General features: G+C 70.5%; 17 protein-coding genes. 10 read left to right on the forward strand and 7 right to left on the reverse strand.

All coding sequences use genetic code 11. From position 1 onward, the window contains the following. Positions 1 to 92: 92 nt before the first annotated feature. The 3 genes from QF027_RS06265 to QF027_RS06275 are packed head-to-tail and all read left to right on the forward strand — an operon-like array spanning position 93 to position 2691. A complete protein-coding gene (locus tag QF027_RS06265; protein ID WP_307073201.1) occupies positions 93 to 1034 on the forward strand; it encodes a metal ABC transporter solute-binding protein, Zn/Mn family in 942 nt (313 codons plus the stop codon). After that, a complete protein-coding gene (locus QF027_RS06270) occupies positions 1031 to 1831 on the forward strand; it encodes a metal ABC transporter ATP-binding protein (RefSeq protein ID WP_307073203.1) in 801 nt (266 codons plus the stop codon). The genes QF027_RS06265 and QF027_RS06270 overlap by 4 nt, the downstream gene beginning before the upstream one ends. Then, complete coding sequence (locus QF027_RS06275) at positions 1828 to 2691, forward strand: metal ABC transporter permease (protein WP_307073205.1); 864 nt, start codon at positions 1828 to 1830, stop codon at positions 2689 to 2691. Before QF027_RS06270 ends, QF027_RS06275 begins: the two co-directional genes overlap by 4 nt. Here QF027_RS06275 and QF027_RS06280 read toward each other — a convergent pair. After that, positions 2619 to 3482 carry an AraC family transcriptional regulator gene (locus QF027_RS06280; RefSeq protein WP_307073206.1) on the reverse strand — a complete coding sequence of 288 codons (864 nt, stop codon included), beginning with the start codon at positions 3480 to 3482 and terminating at the stop codon, positions 2619 to 2621. The two genes, QF027_RS06275 and QF027_RS06280, sit on opposite strands and share 73 nt — an antisense overlap. Positions 3483 to 3552: 70 nt before the next feature. Here QF027_RS06280 and QF027_RS06285 point away from each other — a divergent pair, with 70 nt between their 5' ends. Both QF027_RS06285 and QF027_RS06290 read left to right on the forward strand, forming a co-directional pair. Beyond that, complete coding sequence (locus QF027_RS06285; protein WP_307073208.1) at positions 3553 to 4374, forward strand: phytanoyl-CoA dioxygenase family protein; 822 nt, start codon at positions 3553 to 3555, stop codon at positions 4372 to 4374. Next, positions 4371 to 4658, forward strand: a complete 288-nt coding sequence (locus QF027_RS06290; RefSeq protein ID WP_307073210.1) for a hypothetical protein — start codon at positions 4371 to 4373, stop codon at positions 4656 to 4658. Before QF027_RS06285 ends, QF027_RS06290 begins: the two co-directional genes overlap by 4 nt. A 218-nt stretch (positions 4659 to 4876) precedes the next feature. On the opposite strand, the gene QF027_RS06295 is transcribed toward QF027_RS06290, so the two are convergent. Genes QF027_RS06295 through QF027_RS06305 form a run of 3 tightly spaced genes read right to left on the reverse strand, consistent with a single transcriptional unit; the run spans position 4877 to position 7568 of the window. Beyond that, a complete protein-coding gene (locus tag QF027_RS06295; protein WP_306985164.1) occupies positions 4877 to 5419 on the reverse strand; it encodes a hypothetical protein in 543 nt (180 codons plus the stop codon). Continuing rightward, positions 5416 to 6876: a sensor histidine kinase gene (locus tag QF027_RS06300; protein WP_306985162.1), complete on the reverse strand. Its 1461-nt coding sequence runs from the start codon at positions 6874 to 6876 to the stop codon at positions 5416 to 5418. Before QF027_RS06300 ends, QF027_RS06295 begins: the two co-directional genes overlap by 4 nt. Then, positions 6873 to 7568 (reverse strand): response regulator transcription factor, encoded by a 696-nt coding sequence (locus QF027_RS06305; RefSeq protein ID WP_306985160.1) that lies wholly within the window; start codon positions 7566 to 7568, stop codon positions 6873 to 6875. The genes QF027_RS06300 and QF027_RS06305 overlap by 4 nt, the downstream gene beginning before the upstream one ends. Positions 7569 to 7741: 173 nt before the next feature. Between QF027_RS06305 and QF027_RS06310 the strand changes: the two genes are divergently transcribed. From QF027_RS06310 to QF027_RS06320, 3 genes are all read left to right on the forward strand, one after another. Beyond that, entirely contained in the window at positions 7742 to 8494 is a 753-nt protein-coding gene (locus tag QF027_RS06310) for a DUF3152 domain-containing protein (protein ID WP_373432113.1), read from the forward strand. A 31-nt stretch (positions 8495 to 8525) separates the two neighbouring features. Beyond that, complete coding sequence (locus QF027_RS06315) at positions 8526 to 11879, forward strand: S8 family peptidase (RefSeq protein ID WP_307073213.1); 3354 nt, start codon at positions 8526 to 8528, stop codon at positions 11877 to 11879. A 208-nt stretch (positions 11880 to 12087) separates the two neighbouring features. Then, positions 12088 to 12912 carry an SAM-dependent methyltransferase gene (locus tag QF027_RS06320; RefSeq protein WP_306985154.1) on the forward strand — a complete coding sequence of 275 codons (825 nt, stop codon included), beginning with the start codon at positions 12088 to 12090 and terminating at the stop codon, positions 12910 to 12912. 19 nt (positions 12913 to 12931) lie between these two features. Here QF027_RS06320 and QF027_RS06325 read toward each other — a convergent pair whose 3' ends face one another. Both QF027_RS06325 and QF027_RS06330 read right to left on the reverse strand, forming a co-directional pair. After that, on the reverse strand, positions 12932 to 13768 hold the full coding sequence (locus tag QF027_RS06325) for a helix-turn-helix domain-containing protein (protein WP_307082304.1): 837 nt from the start codon (positions 13766 to 13768) through the stop codon (positions 12932 to 12934). Between the two features lie 175 nt (positions 13769 to 13943). Further along, positions 13944 to 15224: an MFS transporter gene (locus QF027_RS06330; RefSeq protein WP_307073215.1), complete on the reverse strand. Its 1281-nt coding sequence runs from the start codon at positions 15222 to 15224 to the stop codon at positions 13944 to 13946. Between the two features lie 194 nt (positions 15225 to 15418). Here QF027_RS06330 and QF027_RS06335 point away from each other — a divergent pair, with 194 nt between their 5' ends. Continuing rightward, a complete protein-coding gene (locus QF027_RS06335) occupies positions 15419 to 16318 on the forward strand; it encodes a S1 family peptidase (protein WP_307073217.1) in 900 nt (299 codons plus the stop codon). 60 nt (positions 16319 to 16378) lie between these two features. Here QF027_RS06335 and QF027_RS06340 read toward each other — a convergent pair whose 3' ends face one another. Further along, positions 16379 to 17800, reverse strand: a complete 1422-nt coding sequence (locus tag QF027_RS06340; protein WP_307073219.1) for a tannase/feruloyl esterase family alpha/beta hydrolase — start codon at positions 17798 to 17800, stop codon at positions 16379 to 16381. A gap of 290 nt (positions 17801 to 18090) precedes the next feature. On the opposite strand from QF027_RS06340, the gene QF027_RS06345 reads away from it, so the two are divergent. Continuing rightward, positions 18091 to 19578, forward strand: coding sequence for an extracellular catalytic domain type 1 short-chain-length polyhydroxyalkanoate depolymerase (locus tag QF027_RS06345; protein WP_307073221.1), 1488 nt, complete (start codon positions 18091 to 18093; stop codon positions 19576 to 19578). Positions 19579 to 19729: the final 151 nt, after the last annotated feature.

Below are 19729 nucleotides of genomic sequence, written 5' to 3' on the forward strand. Positions count from 1 at the left end.
CAACGCTTTTCACTTACGGGCCGCCAGACCTGTTTACGACAATCGTTTTCATCTAGCGTGAGGGGGTCATCAGAACCGCGCTTGGAGGATCCATGTCCACGTCCCCGTCGTCCCGCCGCCTGGTGCTGCTCGTCGGCGCCTCCGTCACCCTGTTGGCAGGCTGCGGCAGCTCCTCGGACTCCGGGAGCGACGGGAGCGCCTCGGCGGCCCCGGCCGCCTCGTCCAAGGTCGCCGTCGTCGCCTCCACCAACGTGTACGGCGACATCGTCTCGCGCATAGGCGCCGACAAGGTCTCCGTCACCTCGGTCATCAGCGACCCCGACCAGGACCCGCACTCCTACGAGGCCAGCACCCAGAACCAGCTGGCCCTGTCGAAGGCGAAGGTCGTCGTCGAGAACGGCGGCGGCTACGACGACTTCGTGGACCGGATGCTCAAGAGCGCCGGCAACTCCTCCGCCGAGGTGATCAACGCGGTGAAGGTCTCCGGCAGGACCGCTCCCCAGGGCGGCGAGCTCAACGAGCACGTCTGGTACGACTTCCCCACGGTCGCGAAGATCGCCGACCGCATCGCCGCCGCCCTCGGCAAGGCCGATCCCGCGAACGCCGCGACGTACACGAAGAACGCCGACGCCTTCAGGGCCGACCTGAAGCCGCTGGAGGCCAAGGAGGCGCAGATCAAGAAGGAGCACGGCGGCGAGGCGATCGCCATCACCGAGCCCGTGCCGCTGTACATGACCGGAGCGAGCGGGTTGGTCGACAAGACGCCCACGGAGTTCAGCGAGGCCATCGAGGAGGGCGACGACGTCTCCCCCAAGGTCCTTCAGGAGACCCTCGCCCTGTTCACCGACAAGCAGGTCGAGGCGCTGGTCTACAACGCGCAGACCTCCGGCCCGCAGACCGAGAAGTCCGAGCAGGCGGCCAAGGCGGCCGGCATCCCCGTGGTCCCGGTGACGGAGACCCTGCCGAGCGGCAAGAACTACCTCGCGTGGATGACCGGCAACGTCGACGCGCTCGCGAACGCACTGGCCAAGTGAGCACGGTCATCAGCCTGCGCGGGGCCGGTCTCTCCTACGGTCCGCGCACGGTCTGGAGCGACCTCGAACTGGACGTACCCCCAGGGGAGTTCCTCGCCGTGCTGGGCCCGAACGGAGCGGGCAAGACCAGCTTCGTGCGGGCCCTGCTCGGCCGGCAGCCGCTGTCCGCAGGGGAGTTGACGGTCCTCGGCCGCTCTCCCCGCGAGGCCGCCCGGCACATCGGTTACGTCCCCCAGCAGCCAGCCCTGTCCGCGCAGGCGATGCTGCGCGCCCGTGACCTCGTGCGCTTCGGCATCGACGGCCACCGCTTCGGGCCGCGCCTGCGAACAGCCGCCGTACGCAAGCGTGTTGAGGAGATCCTCGCGTCGGTGGGTGCCTCGGCGTATGCCGACGTCCCGCTCGGCCTGCTGTCCGGCGGCGAGCGTCAACGCGTCCGCGTCGGGCAGGCCCTCGCGACCGATCCCCGCATCCTGCTGTGCGACGAGCCGTTGCTCTCCCTGGACCTCCACCACCAGCGCGCGGTCACCGAGTTGGTGGACGCCCGCCGCCGTTCCCACGGCACGGCGGTGGTGTTCGTGACCCACGAGATCAACCCGGTGCTCGGTCTGGTGGACCGGGTGCTGTACCTGGCACCGGGCGGCCACCACGTGGGCACCCCCGACGAGGTCCTCACCTCCGCGTCGCTGTCCCGGCTGTACGGCACCCGGGTCGACGTCGTCCATGTGCACGGCCGGGTCGTGGTGGTCGGCGCCCACGATGACCACGCGCACCAGGTGCCCGAGGAGGTCCGTCCATGAGTGTCTGGCACGAGCTGTTCACCTTCGAGAACTACGGCGAACTCCTCGTCCTGGTCCGCAACTCGCTCATCGCCGGCGCGGCCCTGGGCCTGGTCGGCGGCCTGGCCGGGGTGTTCGTCGCGATGCGCGACCTGCCCTTCGCCGTGCACGGCATCAGCGAACTGTCCTTCGCCGGCGCCTCCGGAGCGCTTCTGCTGGGCATGAACATCGTGGCGGGCTCGATCACCGGATCCCTCCTGGCGGCGGGCGCGATCGGCCTGCTCGGCACGCGCGCGCGTGACCGCAACTCCGTGATCGGCATCCTGATGCCGTTCGGACTGGGCCTCGGAGTGCTCTTCCTCGCCCTCTACAAGGGGCGGGCGGCGAACAAGTTCGGCCTGCTCACCGGACAGATCGTCGCGGTGGACACCCCGCAGACGACCTGGCTGCTCGTCACCTCCGCGGTGGTCCTGATCGCCCTCGCGGTGATGTGGCGCCCGCTCGCCTTCGCCAGCGCCGACCCCGACGTGGCCGAGGCCCGCGGGGTCCCGGTGCGCGGGCTCTCCTTCGCCTTCATGATCGTGCTCGGCCTGGCGGTCGCCCTGTCCGTGCAGGTGGTGGGCGCCCTGCTGGTGCTCTCCCTGCTGATCACTCCGGCCGCGGCCGCCGCCCGCGTCACCGCGTCACCGGTCCTGCTGCCGCTGCTCAGCGTGGTCTTCGCCATGGCGTCGATCGAGGGCGGCATTCTGCTGGCCCTGGGGAGCAGCATTCCGATCAGCCCGTACGTCACGACGATCTCGTTCGTCCTCTACGTCGTCTGTGCCGCGGTCGGCAGATACCGGACCCGGCACTGGGGCGCCCGGCGTACGGCCCCGGCCTGAACCACGCCCTGTCCGTACCCCTCCCGTACGGCCCTCGGCGACGCGCCCAGCTCCTTGCGGCAGGCCTTGTTGAAGGCCTGCAGGTCAGGGATGCCGACGGTCGCCGCGATCGCCGGGATGGCCAGCGTGGAGGCGATGAGCAGATGCCGGGCGCGTTCCGTGCGACGGCGCCGGATGTAGGCGACGACCGTGTGTCCGGTGCCCTCGCGGAACAGCCGGGTCAGATGGGTGTGCGAGACCCCGGCGGCGCGGGCGATGCCGGGGACGCTCAGAGGCTCGGCCAGATGCTCCTCGATGTGGGCGACGGCCGTCCGCAGGGCGGGGTGCCGGGAGCCGGGACGGTTCTCGCCGGCGGCGGTCAGACCGGTCGTACGCCACAGCACCGTCCACAGCTCGGCGGAGGCCCGTGCCGAGGACTGCGCGCTCGCGGCGACCGTCTGCCGCAGCAGCCCGGTCAGCACCGCCGCGTCCGCGCCGGCGTCCTGCATCACCGGGACCCGGCGCCGCTCGCCGACGCCCGGCAGCCGGAAGTGGGCGTACAGGTGCTCGCAGCGTGTGGCGTCGTAGTGGAAGTGCACCTCGGCGCCGGGCGGGACGAGGCTCACATGCCCCGGGCGGATCGGGTGCCGGGAGCCGCCCAACTCGAGGGTGCCGGAGTAGCCGTAGAGATGGAGCTGCCACAGCCGTGGCAGCCGGAACACGTCGTGCGGGCCCGCGAAGCCGTGCACACCGACGCCCGCGTTCTCCACGTGGGGCGGCAGGTCGAGGGTGAGGTCGACGTGCTGGGTCATGGTGGAAAATTACCAGTGGTCGCCGATTACGACCCACCACTTCCCGGGTGACTGTTCCTACGGTTGCCGTATGTCAACCACACGACAGCTGCTGAGCTCCGCCCAGGTGGCGCGGTTCGTGGCCCACGGTTTCCTGCGCCTGGACGGCATCGTGCCCCGGGAGATGAACGAGGAGGCGCTCGGTGTCTTCGCCGCCGGGCTGCCCTCCGTGCCGTACGGCACTCCTGTGCCGAAGGCGTTCCTCGACGGCTCCTTCGCCCGTCGGCTCGTCGAACTGCCCGCCGTCGCGGGGGCGTTGGAGAGTCTGGTGGGCCCGGATCCGACCGTCGACCACCACTTCGTGCACACCCGGGAGCCGCGCGAGGGCAGCGCGCAGCCGCTGCACGCCGACGCCGTCATCGATCTGCGGTCCGACGCCTTCGACGTCCAGCTCATGTACTACCCGCAGGAGGTCACCACGGAGATGGGCGGCACGCTCATCGTCCCCGGCAGCCATCTGCGCCGCACCAACGAATCCGACACCGGCCGCTACCAGAACCTGCGCGGCCAGACCCGGCTGACCTGCCCGGCCGGCACGGTCGCGCTGCTGCACCACGGGATCTGGCACGGCGGACGGCGCAACGACAGCGACATCGTCCGCCACATGTACAAGATCCGCTTCAACCCGACCGTGCCCCAGGTGCGGCTGTGGGACACGGCGGACCTGGACACGCCTGCCGTCCGGGAGGAACTGGGGCGCGGTTTCCCCTGGTACGAGCAGGCCACCGGCCGGCTGGAGATCCTCAACCGGATCAGGCTGTGGCGGGCCCTGACCGGCGATCCCGCGTTCGACATCGAGTACTGGGCCACCCGCATCACCAACCGGCCCGCCGCACAGAGGAGCGAGGCGTGACCCTCTCGAACACCCTGCGCCAGCAGGTTCTCGTCCTGTACCTGGACACCTCCGCGCTCGACTCGCGGGTCGTCGGCTGGGCCCGCTACGACGGCACGGGCACCACCCACCCCACGACCGGGGACAGCGACGAGCCGCCGTACGAGACGGGCGTCGCCGCTCTGGAGGACGGCTGGCGGCTCTTCCAGGCCGCGCAGCTCGTCCCGCCGTACCCGGGGACCGAGCACGAGACGTCGTTCCTCAAGCACGAGTTCTTCTTCGAGAAGCTCGTGAGCGGCGCATGAGACCCAGCCCATAGCCCTGACTTCCGTCTCTCGAGGGAGGCGGCCCGGGCGGCGGGGACGGGTCAGGACACCGGCGGCCGTCGCGGACCTGCGCCATCTGTACCTCAACGACACGTGTTCGACGGCCGGGAGCCCAGCGTCAAGGGGGACGTGCCGCGCTGGTGGCTCGGCGCCTTCCACCGCGGGAGCCGCTCGGGCCCCCGTGACCTTCCACCTCCTCACCGGTCGGGGCAGCCCTCGTCCGACGCCGTGACCTGCCGTCCGCCGCCGTCGGTCACTTCAGCGGTGAGCGTGGCGTCGGACGGACGTGTGAGGCGGTACGCGGCGGCGGCCGTGCAGACGATCTGCCGAACCCCGGTGTCGCTCAACCTGTCCATGCCCGGGGGGAGCCGGATCGTCATCGCGTCCCTCTTCGCCGTCACCGTCGGGGTGTCCGGCGAGGGGGGGTTCCCGGGCCCGTCGGTGGCGGGCGGGAGTGCCATGGCGGTCGGCACGCCCGGTACCTCGGTGGAGAGCCTCCCCGAGCGTCCCTCCCCGGCCAGCGGACCGGCCATCAGCAGCTGCAGCGCCGCCTCGGGGTCACCGGGCAGTTCGGTCGTGCGCGGCATCGCGACAAGTGCGCCGTTCTCGACGAAGTAGACCCGCGTCATCGGCAGTGTCCCGCTCGCGGGACCGCCCGCCTGCACCACTCCGGTCGCGGGGATCCCGCAGGAGGTGAGCGCGAGGAGCGTCAGCAGCGGGACGCTGCGCAGGGCCTTCATGACGGGTTCTCCTCGGGCGACTCGTCCCGCCACAGCGGAAGTTCTACGGTGAAGACGGCGCCGCCCGCCGGGTGGTTGGCCGCGTGGACGGTGCCGCCGTGGATGCGGACGTTCTCGGCGGTGATGGACAGACCGAGGCCGCTGCCCTCCGAGCGGATGCGGGCAGTGTCCGACTTGTAGAACCGCTCGAAGACATGGGGCAGGACGTCGTGGGGGATGCCGGGGCCGCTGTCCCGTACCTCGATGACGGCCCCCGCGTCCCCGGCGCTCAGACGCACCTGTACCGGGCGGGCGCCGTGCTTGAGCGCGTTGCCGACCAGGTTGGCGACGACCACGTCGAGGCGGCGCGGGTCGACGCGTCCGCGTACCGCGTGCGGCGGCGGCAGGTCGGTCGCCACCGTGTCCGTCCAGCCGCGCGAGGCGAGAGAGCGCCGAATCGACTCGGCGAGGTCGATCTCGTCCAGGTGCAGCACCGCGGCGCCGGCGTCGAATCGGGAGATCTCCATCAGGTCGTCGACGAGGCGGGCGAGTTTGACGGTCTCCTCGCTGATGAGCCTGACCGCGGTGGCGGTGTCCGGGTCCAGCCGGGCGGCGTCCTCGTCGAGGACGTCGGTGACGGCGGACATGGCGGCGAGCGGGGTGCGCAGTTCGTGCGAGACGTCGGCCGCGAAGCGGCGGGCCCGCGCCTCCATCTCGCGCAGTTCGGCCACCGATGTCTCCAGTGCGGCGGCCGTCTCGTTGAACGTGTGGGACAGGTCGGCGAGTTCGTCGGAGCCGTTGACCGCGAGCCGGGTGTCCAGGCGCCCTTCGGCGATCCTGCGGGTGGCCAGGCGCAGCTTGCGCACCGGCACCAGCACCCCGCGGGCGGCGAGGAGGGCGAGCACGACAGCGAGCGCGAGGGCCGCCACCATGGCCCGTTCGACAGCGGTGACCAGGGCGTCGACGTACGCCTGTTCCGTGGTCTGCGGAACGACGAGGAACACCCGGACCCCGGTGACCGTGGCGGCGCTGTCCGGGGTGCCGAAGAGGATCGACATGCCGACGACCAGGGAGGTGCGTCCGTCGCCGCGCACCCGTTGGAAGACGGTGGCCCGGCTGGCGCCGACGGCCTCGCGCACGCCGGGCGTGACCTCGGTGAAGGGGTCGCCCGGGACGGAGGAACCGCTGAGGTCCCCGTACGTCACCAGTACCCGCCAGCTCCCCTGCGACTCGGTGGCCGCCATGTCCTGTGCGAACTTGCGCAACGACGATTCGTCGGGTGGCAGCGTGAGTTCGGCGGCGTGCTGGCTGAGCTGGGCCCTCAGCTGTCTGATGGTGGCGTCCTGGCTCTGCTGGAGTATGCCGGTGCGCGCCTCACGGAAGGTCAGGGCTCCGGTCGAGATGGCCGCGACAGCGGCGACGAGTCCGAAGGCCACCACCAGGCGGGCACGCAGGCCCCGCAGCCGGCGCTTCCTCACGGCGCCGCGAAGCGGTAGCCGAAACCGCGCACGGTGTGGATGTAGCGGGGTGCGCGGGGCGGCTCGGACATCTTGGTGCGCAGTCGTTTGACGCAGGCGTCCACCAGGCGGGCGTCGCCGTGGTAGTCATGCTCCCAGACCGCCTCCAGGAGTTGCTGACGGCTGAACACCTGGCCGGGCGAGGCGGAGAGGGTGAGCAGAAGCCGTAGCTCGGAGGGGGCGAGGGCGATCGGCTCGCCATTCAGCGCGACGGTCAGGCCGGCCCGGTCGACGGCCAGATCGCCGTAGGTGTCGATCTTCGGCAGGCCCTCGGCGCGGGGTGTGCTTCCGGCCGCCCGGCGCAGGACCGCGCGTATGCGCGCGTCGAGCACCCGGGCCAGGACGGGTTTGACGACATAGTCGTCGGCGCCCGCCTCCAGGCCGACGACGATGTCCACTTCGTCTCCCCGTGCGGTCGCCATGATGATCGGCAGGGTCTGGTCGACGGCCCGTATGCCCCGGCACACGTCCAGGCCGGTCATGCCGGGAAGCATCAGATCGAGGACGACGATGTCCGGCCGGAAGGCCCGCAGCCGGTCCATCCCCTCCTCGCCGGTCGCGGTGGCGGCGACGTCATGGCTTTGGCGGCGCAGGGCCAGGGCCACGCCCTCCCGCACGGCGGGGTCGTCTTCGATCAGCAGTACACGTGACATGCGCACAGTATCCACACGACCATGACCACGAGGAGGGTTATCGGTTCGTTATCTTCCGGGCCAGGTCCGATCACATGGCGATCACATCGTGAACCACCGTGACAGCGCACAAACGAAACCCCGTCGACCGTCGTCGCCGGAAGCGCTCCGAGCGGAGTGTGAAGAGCCAACTGATGGGCGGCCTGGCCGCGTTGGTGGCCTTCGCGACCGTCGGTGGCGCGGTGGCGGCATGGCTGCCGTCCGACGCGGGACGAACCTCCGCGGCGCCCTCACCCGTGCGGAGTCCGGACCCTGGTAGGACCGCTGAGTCACCGGAACCGGAAGAGTCCAGTGCGCCCCCCAGCCCCTCCACGACTCCCCTCCCCCAGAGCGGTCCGGGGACCTTCGTCACCGCGCCCGGCGGGAGCGAGCCGGTCGGCAAGGGCACGCCCCTGCGCTATCGGGTCGAGGTGGAGAAGGGCATCACGATCTCCCCCGAGGACGTCGCCGCGCAGGTGGAGCGGACCCTCGCCGATCCGCGCGGCTGGACGGCCGACGGCCACTCGGCGTTCCAGCGGGTGTCCGGCGGCCCCACCGACTTCCGGGTCCGCCTCGCCACCCCGGCGACCGTCGACAAGTTCTGCGCCGAGGGCGGTCTCGACACCGGCGGCAAGGTCAACTGCAGCGTGAACCACAACGTGATGGTCAACCTCAGACGCTGGGTGCTGGCGACCGAGTTCTACCCGAAGGACGTCGTCGGGTACCGCTCGCTGATCATCAACCACGAGGTGGGCCACTTCCTCGGCCACGGCCATGTGACCTGCCCCGGCAAGGGGCAACCGGCCCCCGCGATGATGCAGCAGATCAAGGGCCTGCTCGGCTGCGTCCCCAATGTCTGGCCGTACGACAGCGACGGCCGTCTCCTCACGGGCCCCTCCGTCCCGTGACGCATTGATCCCCCAACTGTCAGGAGTTCAGATGGAGTTACGCGTACGCCACAGACATGCGGCCATGGCCGCGGGAGTGGCTTCCGTGACGCTGGTCCTCGCCGGTCTGCCGGCCGGCGCGGGAGCCGCCGACACCGGGGGCGGTCGTACGGCCGCCGCGGTACGGACGGTCACGCTGGTCACCGGCGACCGGGTCCTGGTCGGCGACCAGGGCCGGGTCTCGGGAGTGGAACGGGCACCGGGCCGAAAGGACGTGCCGTTCTCGATCCGGGAGGTCGCCGGACACACCCGGGTCGTTCCCGGCGACGCCGAACTGCCGCTCGCGCAGGGGAAGTTGGACGCGAGGCTGTTCGACGTGACCCAGCTGCTCAAGGACGGCTACGACGACGCGGGCCGGTCCGACGTACCGCTGATCGTCACGTTCAAGGGCAAAAAGACGCCCTCGATGAGCCCGTTCACCGAGGCCGGGGCCCGGATAGGCCGTACGCTGCCGGTGGTCAACGGCACGTCGATGCGTTCCGTCAAGAAGCGGGCGGCCGACTTCTGGGACACCGTCACCGCCGAGGAGTCCGGGGCTGTCGAGAAGGTCTGGCTGGACGGCCGGCGCAAGGCCTCGCTCGACCGGAGCGTCCCGCAGATCGGCGCGCCTGCCGCGTGGGCCGCCGGGTACGACGGCACCGGGGTGAAGGTCGCCGTCCTGGACACCGGAGTCGACACCTCCCACCCTGATCTGGCGGACCAGGTGGTCGAGGAGAAGGACTTCTCGGGCTCCGACGGTACCGGCGACAAGTTCGGACACGGTACGCATGTGGCGTCCACCGTGGCCGGCACCGGCGCCAAGTCCGAGGGCAAGTACAAGGGGGTCGCGCCGGGCGCGAAGATCCTCAACGGCAAGGTCCTGGACGACACCGGCTTCGGTTCGGACTCCGGGATCATCGCCGGCATGGAGTGGGCGGTGGCCGAGGGAGCGGACGTCGTCAACCTCAGCCTCGGCGGCACCGACCTGCCGGGCACCGACCCGATGGAGGAGGCCGTGGACCGGCTCTCCGCCGAGTCCGACACGCTCTTCGTCGTGGCGGCGGGCAACGAGGGCGAGTTCGGCGAGGGCACGGTCGGCTCGCCCGGCAGTGCGGACGCCGCGCTCACCGTGGGGGCGGTCGACAAGTCCGACGCGCTCGCCGACTTCTCCAGTCGCGGCCCGCGGGTCGGGGACAGCGGCGTCAAGCCGGACCTGACCGCGCCCGGCGTCGAGATCACAGCAGCGGCGGCGGCCGGCAGCCTCGTCGAGGAGGAGTACCCCTCCGGCGTCCCCGGCTACGCCACGCTCAACGGTACGTCCATGGCGACCCCGCATGTCGCGGGCGCCGCCGCCCTCCTCGCCCAGCAGCATCCGGACTGGAGCGGCGAGCGTCTCAAGGCGGTCCTCACCGGCTCCGCGAAGCCGGGGCCGTACAGCTCCTTCCAGCAGGGCACCGGCCGTACCGATCTGGTCCGGGCGCTGGAACAGAACGTCGTCACCGAGCAGGGGCCGCTCGACTTCGGCGAGCAGCAGTGGCCGCACGACGACGACAAGCCGTCCACCAAGCAGCTCACCTACCGCAACCTCGGCACCGAGCCGGTCACCCTCGACCTGTCCGTCGACGCCTACGCGGTGGACGGGAAGCCCGCCGCCGAGGGCATGTTCAGCGTGTCCCCGCAGCGGATCACCGTCCCGGCGGGCGGCACCGCGAGCGCCGAGGTCACGGCGGACACCCGCGCGGGGAGCGCCGACGGCAGCTTCGGCGGTTCGGTGCAGGCCACTTCGGCCGACGGCAAGGTCCAGGTGCGGTCCGCCACCGGTGTGGCGCGCGAGGTGGAGTCGTACAGCCTGACGCTCAAGCACATCGACGAGAACGGCCTGCCGACCGGGGACGCCGCCACCGCCGTCGCCGATTTCGACGGCGACTTCTACGCCGAGTACGCCGATGAGCAGGACGGCGAGCTGACGGTACGGCTGCCCAAGGGCGACTACATCCTCAGCGGGGTCGTCCACCCGGAGATCTCGTCGCCCGTCCACGGCATTCTGGTGGAGCCGAGGTTCCGGCTGGACGGCGACAGGACCGTCACCGTGGACGCCCGGCAGGCGAAGCCGGTGGACATCACCGTGCCGGACCCAACGGCCGAGAACACCGACGCCACCGTCCTGATCGGCTTCGGGCGCGGCGAGGGCAAGCGTGACGGTTCACTCCAGTACCTGATGCCGAGCTTTGAGGGCTCGCGGTTCGGGCGGCTCGGCGGCGGGGAGCCCGTGGACGGGCTCAACGCCCTGTACTCCGGCGGCTGGAGCGGCCGGGGCGCGGACGGCGACCGGGTCAACTACCACGCGGCCTGGCTCCGGGAGGGCAGCGTGGACGGCTTCACCGCCAAGGTCGGACGGAAGCAGTTGGCGAAGGTCGACCTCCAGGTGGGCGAGACGGTCGACGGCCGACGCGTCCAGGCCGAGGTGAGCCCGCACCTGCCCGACGGCCAACTGGTGTTCGGTTTCACCGACATGCGGGGGGATCTGCCGTTCCGGAGCACCGAGTACGTCTTCGACAACGGTGTGAAGTGGTCCATGCGCACCTGGCAGGTCTCGGGCGAGGGCCGGGATTCGGTCTTCGAGAACTTCCTCATGAGGATGCCGCAGACCTGGAAGGCCGGTCACAACTACCAGGAGCGCTTCAACGTCGGCGTCTTCGGCCCGGCACTGGGCGGCACCGGACAGCTCGGACCGGCCATGGGCTTCCCCGGTGTCGCCCGCATGGGGAACACCGTCAGGGCGTACGTCCCGCTGTTCGGCGACGGCGCCGGACACTGGGGCACCAGTGACACGACCGCGGTGACGTCCAGGCTGGAGGCGGACGGCAAGGAGATCGCCGACGACTACGGCATCCCTCCGACCGACGGGGTCACCGAGTACACGGTTCCGGCACAGGACACCACGTACAAGCTGACCGTGGACAACTCCCGTGCCCCGGCCGTGTATCCGGTCAGCACCCGGGTCCGGGCGGAGTGGACCTTCCGCTCGGCGGAGACCCCGGACGGCGAGTTCACCGCACTGCCGGTGTCGACGGTCCGCTTCAGCCCCGACCTGACCCTGGCGAGCACGGCGAAGGCGGGCAAGCGCTTCGAGGTGCCCTTCACCGTCGAGGGCGCGGCGGCGGGACAGCGCCCGGCGAAGCTCGCCTTCCAGGTGTCCTACGACGAGGGGAAGACCTGGCAGTCCGCCAAGTCCGTCGGCGGCACGCACCTGTCACTGAAGCACCCGGCGACGGCAGGCTCCGTCTCCCTGCGCGCGGAGCTGACGGACCGGGCGGGCAACACCCTCACCCAGACGATCGAAAGGGCGTACCTGACCACCCCGTAACCCCCTGTACCCACCTGCCCGGGACGGCCTCGCCGCTGTCCCGGGCAGCCGTGTTCCCCTCAGCGCCCCGGGCCCAACAGGCGGGGAAACCAGGCCTGTTGGGGCTGATGATTCACATGAGGCGAACGTCGGGGACTAACGTGGACGTCCACGACCGGTGTTCGAACCGTTCGGCGGGTCTCCCCGTCGCGCACACGCAGGAGCGTCCATGGCTGATCAGGCAGAGAACTCCGAGCAGTCCGGACAGGAGGCCTTGTCCAAGATCGACACCTCTGTGCCGCAGTCGGCTCGGATCTGGAACTACTGGCTGGGGGGGAAGGACAACTACGAGGTCGACCGGGTGGCCGGTGACGCCTTCCGCGAGATCTTCCCCGGCATCGAGACCGGCGCCCGTGCGGCGCGGTACTTCCTCGCCCGCGCCGTCCGTCATCTGGCCGGTGAGGAGGGCGTCCGGCAGTTCCTGGACATAGGCACCGGGCTGCCGAACGTCGACAACACCCACCAGATCGCCCAGCGGGTGGCCCCGGAGTCCCGGATCGTCTACGTCGACAACGACCCGCTGGTGCTGGCCCACGCCCGCGCGCTGCTCACCAGCACCCCGGAGGGGGTCACCAACTACGTCGACGCCGACCTGCGCGACCCCGCCACGATCCTGCGGGAGGCCGGGAAGACCCTGGACTTCGACAAGCCCGTCGCTCTCATGCTGATGGGCATCCTCGGCCACATCGAGGACCACGACGAGGCGTGCGCGATCGTGCGGGAGCTGGTGGACGGGCTGCCCTCCGGCAGCTTCCTCGTGCAGTACGACAGCACCGCCACCAGCGAGGCCTACGTCCAGGCCATCCAGCAGTACAACGAGGGCGGTTCGATCCCCTACATCCTGCGCAGCCCCGAGCAGATCGCGCGCTACTTCGACGGACTGGAACTGCTCGAACCGGGCGTGGCGTCGTGCTCGCGCTGGCGCCCCGACACCGAGGCGTGGGGCCTTCCCGCGGAGGTGCACCAGTACGGCGGTGTGGCTCGCAAGAGCTGAGAACGCTCCCGGCGTGCGGTCAGGTCTCCTGGAGGATGCGGTGCAGGATCGTGGGTGTCTCGTCCGGTGACTCGGCCTCGACCGCCAGGCGGTTCATGGCGTCCCAGTAGCACTCGATCTCGGCGGGACGGTCGGGATAGAGGCCGGTGGCGAGTTGTTCGAGGTAGACGACGTCGGGCAACTGGCTGCCGGGCAGCCGCACGATGGTGATCGGGCCGCCCTCCGCCGAGTGGCCGCCGGAGAGGAACGGCAGGATCTGGAGGGAGACCTGCGGGAGCCGGCAGATCTCGATGAGATGCCTGAGCTGGGCGCGCATCGTGGAGCTGCCGCCCACGGGCCGCCGCAGCGCCGCCTCGTCGAGCACGGCCCAGAGCCTGGTCGCCGGCTGCCTGTGCAGGATCCGCTGGCGGGACATCCGTAACGCGACCCGTCGTTCGATCTCCTCCGGGGACGCGTCCGTGTGGGCGAGCCGGAGGGAGGCACGGGCGTAGTCGGGGGTCTGCAGCAGGACGGGAACACGCTGGACCTCGAAGCAGCGGACGAGACTCGCCGCCTGTTCGGCCGCGAGGTAGGTCTGCATCCAGGCGGGCACCACATCGTTGAAGTACTGCCACCAGGCGGGGGTGTTGGACTCTTCGACCAGGGTCAGCAGGGTGGCGCGTTCGGCCTCGCCCGTGACGCCGTAGAGAGTGAGCAGATCCTCCACGTCCCGCAGCTTGAAGCCGTGACGGCCTGCCTCCATACGACTGATCTTCGACCGTGAGCCGCGGATGGCGTGCCCCGCATCCTCACGGGAGACCCCCCGCTCCTCCCGCAGCCTGCGCAGCCGCGCGCCCAGCAGCAGCCGCGGCACCATGGGCCCGGCCGACCGCCCGCCCAGAATCCCGCTGTCGATCGGTGTTCCTGCGGACTTATGGGCGCCCATGGGCATTGCTCCCTGCGGTGGAACTCGACTGTGCACACGTACAGGCACTGCGAGTTGCCATCGTAGGGGCTGACGGCCCGACACGTATCGGTACGCGGAAACGGGCCTACGCGCTGTCGGCCGCCGCGGTGCTCGGGGTCGGGCCACCCGGGGTGCCCGCGGTGCCCGAGCCGCCGAACCTGATGCCCTTGGCCTCCTTGCCGACGGCGCTCAGCACGATCACCACGGCCAGGGCCGGCACCACGGTCCACGCCATCGCCGCCGGATAGCCGTGCCGTTCGGCGAGGGCTTCCTGGATGGGCAGGTTGAGGGCGGCGATCAGGTTTCCGAGCTGATAGGTGACACCGGGGTAGAAGCCGCGGATCGCGTCCGGGCTCATCTCGGTCAGGTGCGCGGGGATGACGCCCCAGGCTCCCTGGACGCACATCTGCATCAGGAAGGAGGAGAGCATCAGCCAGCCCACGGTCGTCGACAGCACGAAGAAGGGCACCACGACCAGACCACCGGCCGCCGCGATCATGATCGTGCGACGGCGCCCCAGCCTCTCGGAGAAGGCACCGAGCAGCGCGCCTCCGATCATGGCGCCGATGTTGTAGACGACGGCGATGGCGATGGAGGTGTCCGGGGACAGACCCAGGCCCTTCTTGACGAAGGTCGGATAGATGTCCTGGGTGCCGTGCGACATCCAGTTGAAGGCGGTCATCAGCGCCACGAGGTACACGAAGCGCTTCAGCACGGCCGGGTCCCTGAACACCTGGTACGCGGGGGTGCGGTTGAGCTTGACGCTCTTCTCCCACACCTCGCTCTCCTCCACCCGGCTGCGCACCCACAGGGCTACCAGGGCGGGCACCAGACTGAAGGCGAACAACCCGCGCCAGCCGAAGACGGGTTCGATGACGAAGAACGCCACGGCGGCGAGCAGATACCCCAGCGAGTAGCCGCTCTGGAGGAGGCCCGACCAGAAGCCGCGCCGCTCGGCGGGGATCTTCTCCATGGCGAGCGCCGCGCCCAGGCCCCACTCGCCGCCCATGCCGATGCCGTACAGCAGACGCAGCACCAGCAGCACGGCGTAGTTGGGCGCGAAGGCACAGGCGAACCCGACGATCGAGTAGAAGACCACGTCGACCATGAGCGGGAGCCGGCGGCCCCTGCGGTCCGCCCACATGCCGAAGACGAAGGCCCCGACCGGCCGCATCACGAGGGTGGCGGTGGTGAGGAAGGCCATGTCGGTGAGGGAGACATCGAAGTCGTCGGCTATCTCGCTGTAGACGAGGACCACCAGGAAGTAGTCGAACGCGTCCATCGCCCAGCCCAGATAGGCGGCGACGAACGCGTTGCGCTGGTCCTTGGTGAGCCCCTTCGCCTGTTCCCGAACGATATTCAGCATGCTGGCCCTTCCCACGGTTCCGCAGGTGAGGGTAGGTCCGGGCGACGACGCGAACAACGCATGACGAGCAAAGCAAGAGCCACAATTGTGCCAAGCCGAGGGCCAGTTCATCGGCCGAAGGCCGTCTACCCGCGCTGGGCGCGGCCGGGCACACTGAAGCGTCGGCCGCGGCCTTGCACCCTCGGGAGGCTTCAGTGATCAGTGCACGCCGTAACGGCACGAGACGTCCACGGCTGATCGCCTCGGTGGTGAGCCTGCTCGCGGCGACCGCTCTCGCAGTGTCCGGGACCGGCGCGGCCGCAGCGCCCGAGGCCGACGCCGCATCAGCCTCCGCCTCGTTGTCCGGCGCGGCCTCGGCCGTCGAGTCCCTGGGAATCGCCGGGACGACCTGGACCGTCGACGAGCGCACCGGGAAGCTGCGGGTACTCGCCGACTCCGCGGTCGCCGACGCGGACCTGGCCAGAATCCGCCGGGCCGCCGGTCGTTTCGCGGGTGCCGCGACCCTTGAACGGCTCGAGGGTCGGCTGCGCACCCTCCTGTCGGGAGGCGACGGCATCCACGCGGCCGGTTGGCGCTGCTCGGCGGGGGTCAACGTGCGCAGCGGATCCACGTACTACTTCGTCACGGCCGGTCATTGCACCGACGCCATGCCCACCTGGTACACCAGCTCCGCCAATACCACGACGATCGGCCCCACGACCGGAACCAGTTTCCCCGGCGACGACTTCGGTGTCGTCCGGTACTCCAACCCGGCAGTACCGCACCCCGGCACCATCGGAACCGTCGACGTCACCGGGACCGCGACCGCCTATGTCGGCCAGAGCGTCTGCCGCCGGGGAGCGACCACCGGCGTCCACTGCGGCAGGGTCACCGCGCTGAACGCGACCGTCAACTACGGGGACGGAACCGTCGTCACGGGGTTGATCCAGACCGACATCTGCGCCGAGCCGGGCGACAGCGGCGGCCCGCTCTACGCCGGCGACAAGGTCGTGGGCATCCTCTCCGGCGGCTCCGGGGACTGTGCCACGGGAGGGACCACGTACTACCAGCCGATCCAGGAAGTGCTGAACGCCTACGGGCTGTCCGTGTACTGACGAGGCGTTGGACATTTCAGCGCGCCGTTCGGCTACCACCGCATGGCACCTGGTCGACCTCTACCTCCCTTCCAGGGAGCAGTTGTTCACCAGGGTCGCGGTTTCCGTCCCGGTGGGCAGGCCCACGGTCCGGGAGGCGGGCGGTCGCCGACCGGTGCCGAGCCAGCGTTCGAGAGCCGTGAAGGCCGTGCGGTAGCAGGGCGCGAGGGGACGCAGCCAATCCGGGAACACGTCGGCCAGGGCATCGGTGTGGGTGCCGCCCTCGATGCGGTAGTAGCGGTACAGACCACCTCGTCCGGCGTCGCGCACCATACGGGCGTAGACATCGGAGTCCTGGCTGATCGGCAGCAGGACGTCCAGGGTGCCGTGCAGGGTGATCAGCGGCTTGCCGATCCGTCCGGTCAGCGCGATCCTCGCCACGGCCCGCCTCACCTCGTCGGGACGCGTCGCGTAGTCGTAGTCGGTGTCGCAGGCCGGTGTCCCCGCCGCGCAGTACGGCGTACCCGCCTCTGTCGCCCCGTCGAAACCGGGGTCGAGTTCCTCACGGTAGATGCGCTGGGTCAGGTCCCAGTAGACCTGGTGGTGATACGGCCAGAGGAACTCCGACCCGGCCGGGAACCCCGCGGCGTGCAGGGCCTCCTGCGCCTCCCGGGCGCGTCCGCCCCCGGCGGCGTACACCGGGTAGTGGCGCAGCGCCTGGGGCAGGAACCCCAGCAGGGTGGGCCCGTCGGGGCGCCACAAGGTGCCTTCCCAGTCGACCCCGCCGTCGTAGAGCTCGGGACGGTTCTCCAATTGCCAGCGCGCCAGGTATCCGCCGTTGGACATGCCGGTCACCAGGGTGCGCGAAGGCGGACGGTGGTAGCGCCGGGCGACCGTGACCCGGGCGGCTCGGGTGAGCTGGGTGAGCCGGGCGTTCCACTCGGCGATGGCGTCGCCCGGCGTCTTCCCGTCCCGGTAGAAGGCGAGGCCGGTGTTGCCCTTGTCGGTGGCGGCGTACGCATAGCCGCGGGACAGCACCGAGTCGGCGATGGCACGGTCGTTGGCGTACTGCTCACGGTTGCCGGGGGTGCCGGCGACCACCAGGCCGCCGTTCCACCGGTCGGGCAGACGGATGACGAACTGGGAGTCGTGTCTCCAGCCGTGGTTGGTGTTGGTGGTGGAGGTGTCGGGGAAGTAGCCGTCGATCTGAATGCCGGGGACTCCGCTGGGGACGGTCAGGTCCTTCGGAGTCAGTCCGGCCCAGTCGGCCGGGTCGGTGTGCCCCGATGCCACCGTGCCGGCCGTGGTCAACTCGCCCAGACAGGCCGACTGTTGATGCTCGGCACCCGGTACGCGCAACTGCGCGCGGTGCGTGCAGTGCCCGCCCGGGCTCCCCGGTGCGGCGGTGGCGGACGTGGGAGTGAGCACGAGAGCAGCCACGGCGAGGGCCGTGGGCACGCGGTGTTGCCAGGAACCTGACGGAGAGCTGAGGGACAGACGCATCAGAGTGCCTCCGAGGGCGCTGAGGGATGCGCGGAGACTAGGGCGCCCCACCCCGCCTCAGACATGGGCCGACCAACCACCGTCGACCTGCCGGCGATGGTGCGGGACACCACCCCGGACGGGAGGCAAGTCCCCTGCACGGCCGAGCGCGAGAGCGACTATGGGCGGCCGTCACACAGCACTTCCCGCGGTCCTGGCTGTTCAGCCCATGCCAAGGCCGGTGGGTGCACCCCGATGATGCACGGCACACCGACCAACGGGCCCCGCCCGGACATCAGGAGGCAGTCGTCATGGGACCGTCGCATCCTCCGTTCCGCTTCACGAAGGGCCGCGGCCTCGTCAGAGGCATCCGCCGCCGGGTCGCCGCCGCCGCGGGCACTCTGGCCCTCACAGCCGGCCTGGTCGCCATGGGTCCGCAGGCATCCGCCGCGGGCCTGACCCAGGTCACCGGCTTCGGCACCAACCCCGGCAACCTGTCCATGTACGCCTATGCGCCGGACACCCTGCCGTCCGGCGCCCCGCTCGTGATCGCCCTGCACGGCTGCACACAGAGCGCGAGCGACTACTACGCCCACTCCGGCTGGCCGAAGTTCGCCGACCGCTACGGCTTCGCGCTCGTCTTCCCCCAGACGAGCAGCGCCAACAACGCCAACTCCTGCTTCAACTGGTTCGATCCGGCGGACAGTTCGCGTGGTCGGGGCGAGGCACTGTCGATCAGGCAAATGGTCGACAAGGCCGTCTCGCAGTACGGCAGCGACAGCCGACAGGTCTACGTCACGGGACTGTCCGCCGGCGGCGGCATGACCGCGAACCTGCTGGCCGCGTACCCCGACGTCTTCGCGGGCGGCGCCATCGACTCCGGTCTGCCCGCGTACTGCGCGACCACCGTGTCCGCGGCGTACACCTGCATGTACAGCCCACCGGACAGGACCCCCGCCCAGTGGGGCGCGCTGGTGCGCTCCGCCGCTCCCGCCGGCACCACGTCCTGGCCGCGCGTCGCGATCTGGCAGGGCTCCGCCGACACCACGGTCCGGCCTGCCAACGCCACCGAGCTGCGCGACCAGTGGACCGACGTGTGGGGCATCGGCCAGACGCCTTCGCGCACGGAAAGCCTGAGCGGGGGCACCACGCTGACCGCCTACGACGACGCCTCCGGCCGGCCCGCAGTCGAGGTCTACTCGGTCGCCGGCATGACACACGGGCTCGCGGTCGACCCGGGCAGCGGCACCGAGCAGTGCGGCGCCACCGGCACGTACTACCTCGACACCATCTGCTCCAGTTACCACACCGTCCGCTTCTGGGGCCTCGACGGCCACGACCAGGGCAGCGGCGCCCTGCCCGCGCCCACGGGACTGACGGTCACCGGGACCACCGACAGCACCACGGCCCTGAGGTGGAACGCGGTACCCGACGCGGCCTCCTACACCGTCTACCGAGACGGCACGAAGGTGGGCACCACCGGGTCGACCACTTACACCGACACCGGTCTGACGGCAGGCACGACGTACGGCTACACCGTGGCGGCGGTGGACGCGGCAGGCGCGGCGGGCGCGGTCTCCGCCGCGGTGACCGCGTCCACGACCGGGTTCACGCCCACGTGTCACACGGCGAGCAACTACGACCAGACGGCCGCCGGACGCGCCCATGAGAGCGCCGGTCAGACCTATGCCAACGGCTCCGGCGAGCCCATGGGGCTGTGGAACACCTTCACCGTGCACACCCTCGAGCAGACCGCGCCCGGCTACTACGTCGTCGCGGACTCCGCCTGTCCGTCCTGATCCCGGTCTCCCGATACATCGGGTGTATCGGGAGACACACTCTCTCCTGAATCGCTCCAGAATGACCAGCACGCGCACAGGGTGCGGTCGAAGTCATTGACTCCTCCGATGTATTGGTGTTCCCTCCCGACCGGATCGACCTCCACTCCCG

This window comes from Streptomyces canus, from assembly GCF_030816965.1.
GTDB classification, from domain to species: domain Bacteria; phylum Actinomycetota; class Actinomycetes; order Streptomycetales; family Streptomycetaceae; genus Streptomyces; species Streptomyces canus_E.

Excerpts from the sequence above, each read along its gene's own strand:
- QF027_RS06265 (WP_307073201.1), top strand. The coding sequence starts at position 93 with ATGTCCACGTCCCCGTCGTCCCGCCGCCTGGTGCTGCTCGTCGGCGCC.
- QF027_RS06275 (WP_307073205.1), top strand. The coding sequence starts at position 1,828 with ATGAGTGTCTGGCACGAGCTGTTCACCTTCGAGAACTACGGCGAACTC.
- QF027_RS06280 (WP_307073206.1), bottom strand. The coding sequence starts at position 3,482 with ATGACCCAGCACGTCGACCTCACCCTCGACCTGCCGCCCCACGTGGAG.
- QF027_RS06285 (WP_307073208.1), top strand. The coding sequence starts at position 3,553 with ATGTCAACCACACGACAGCTGCTGAGCTCCGCCCAGGTGGCGCGGTTC.
- QF027_RS06295 (WP_306985164.1), bottom strand. The coding sequence starts at position 5,419 with ATGAAGGCCCTGCGCAGCGTCCCGCTGCTGACGCTCCTCGCGCTCACC.
- QF027_RS06305 (WP_306985160.1), bottom strand. The coding sequence starts at position 7,568 with ATGTCACGTGTACTGCTGATCGAAGACGACCCCGCCGTGCGGGAGGGC.
- QF027_RS06310 (WP_373432113.1), top strand. The coding sequence starts at position 7,742 with ATGGGCGGCCTGGCCGCGTTGGTGGCCTTCGCGACCGTCGGTGGCGCG.
- QF027_RS06315 (WP_307073213.1), top strand. The coding sequence starts at position 8,526 with ATGGAGTTACGCGTACGCCACAGACATGCGGCCATGGCCGCGGGAGTG.
- QF027_RS06320 (WP_306985154.1), top strand. The coding sequence starts at position 12,088 with ATGGCTGATCAGGCAGAGAACTCCGAGCAGTCCGGACAGGAGGCCTTG.
- QF027_RS06325 (WP_307082304.1), bottom strand. The coding sequence starts at position 13,768 with ATGGTGCCGCGGCTGCTGCTGGGCGCGCGGCTGCGCAGGCTGCGGGAG.
- QF027_RS06330 (WP_307073215.1), bottom strand. The coding sequence starts at position 15,224 with ATGCTGAATATCGTTCGGGAACAGGCGAAGGGGCTCACCAAGGACCAG.
- QF027_RS06340 (WP_307073219.1), bottom strand. The coding sequence starts at position 17,800 with ATGCGTCTGTCCCTCAGCTCTCCGTCAGGTTCCTGGCAACACCGCGTG.
- QF027_RS06345 (WP_307073221.1), top strand. The coding sequence starts at position 18,091 with ATGGGACCGTCGCATCCTCCGTTCCGCTTCACGAAGGGCCGCGGCCTC.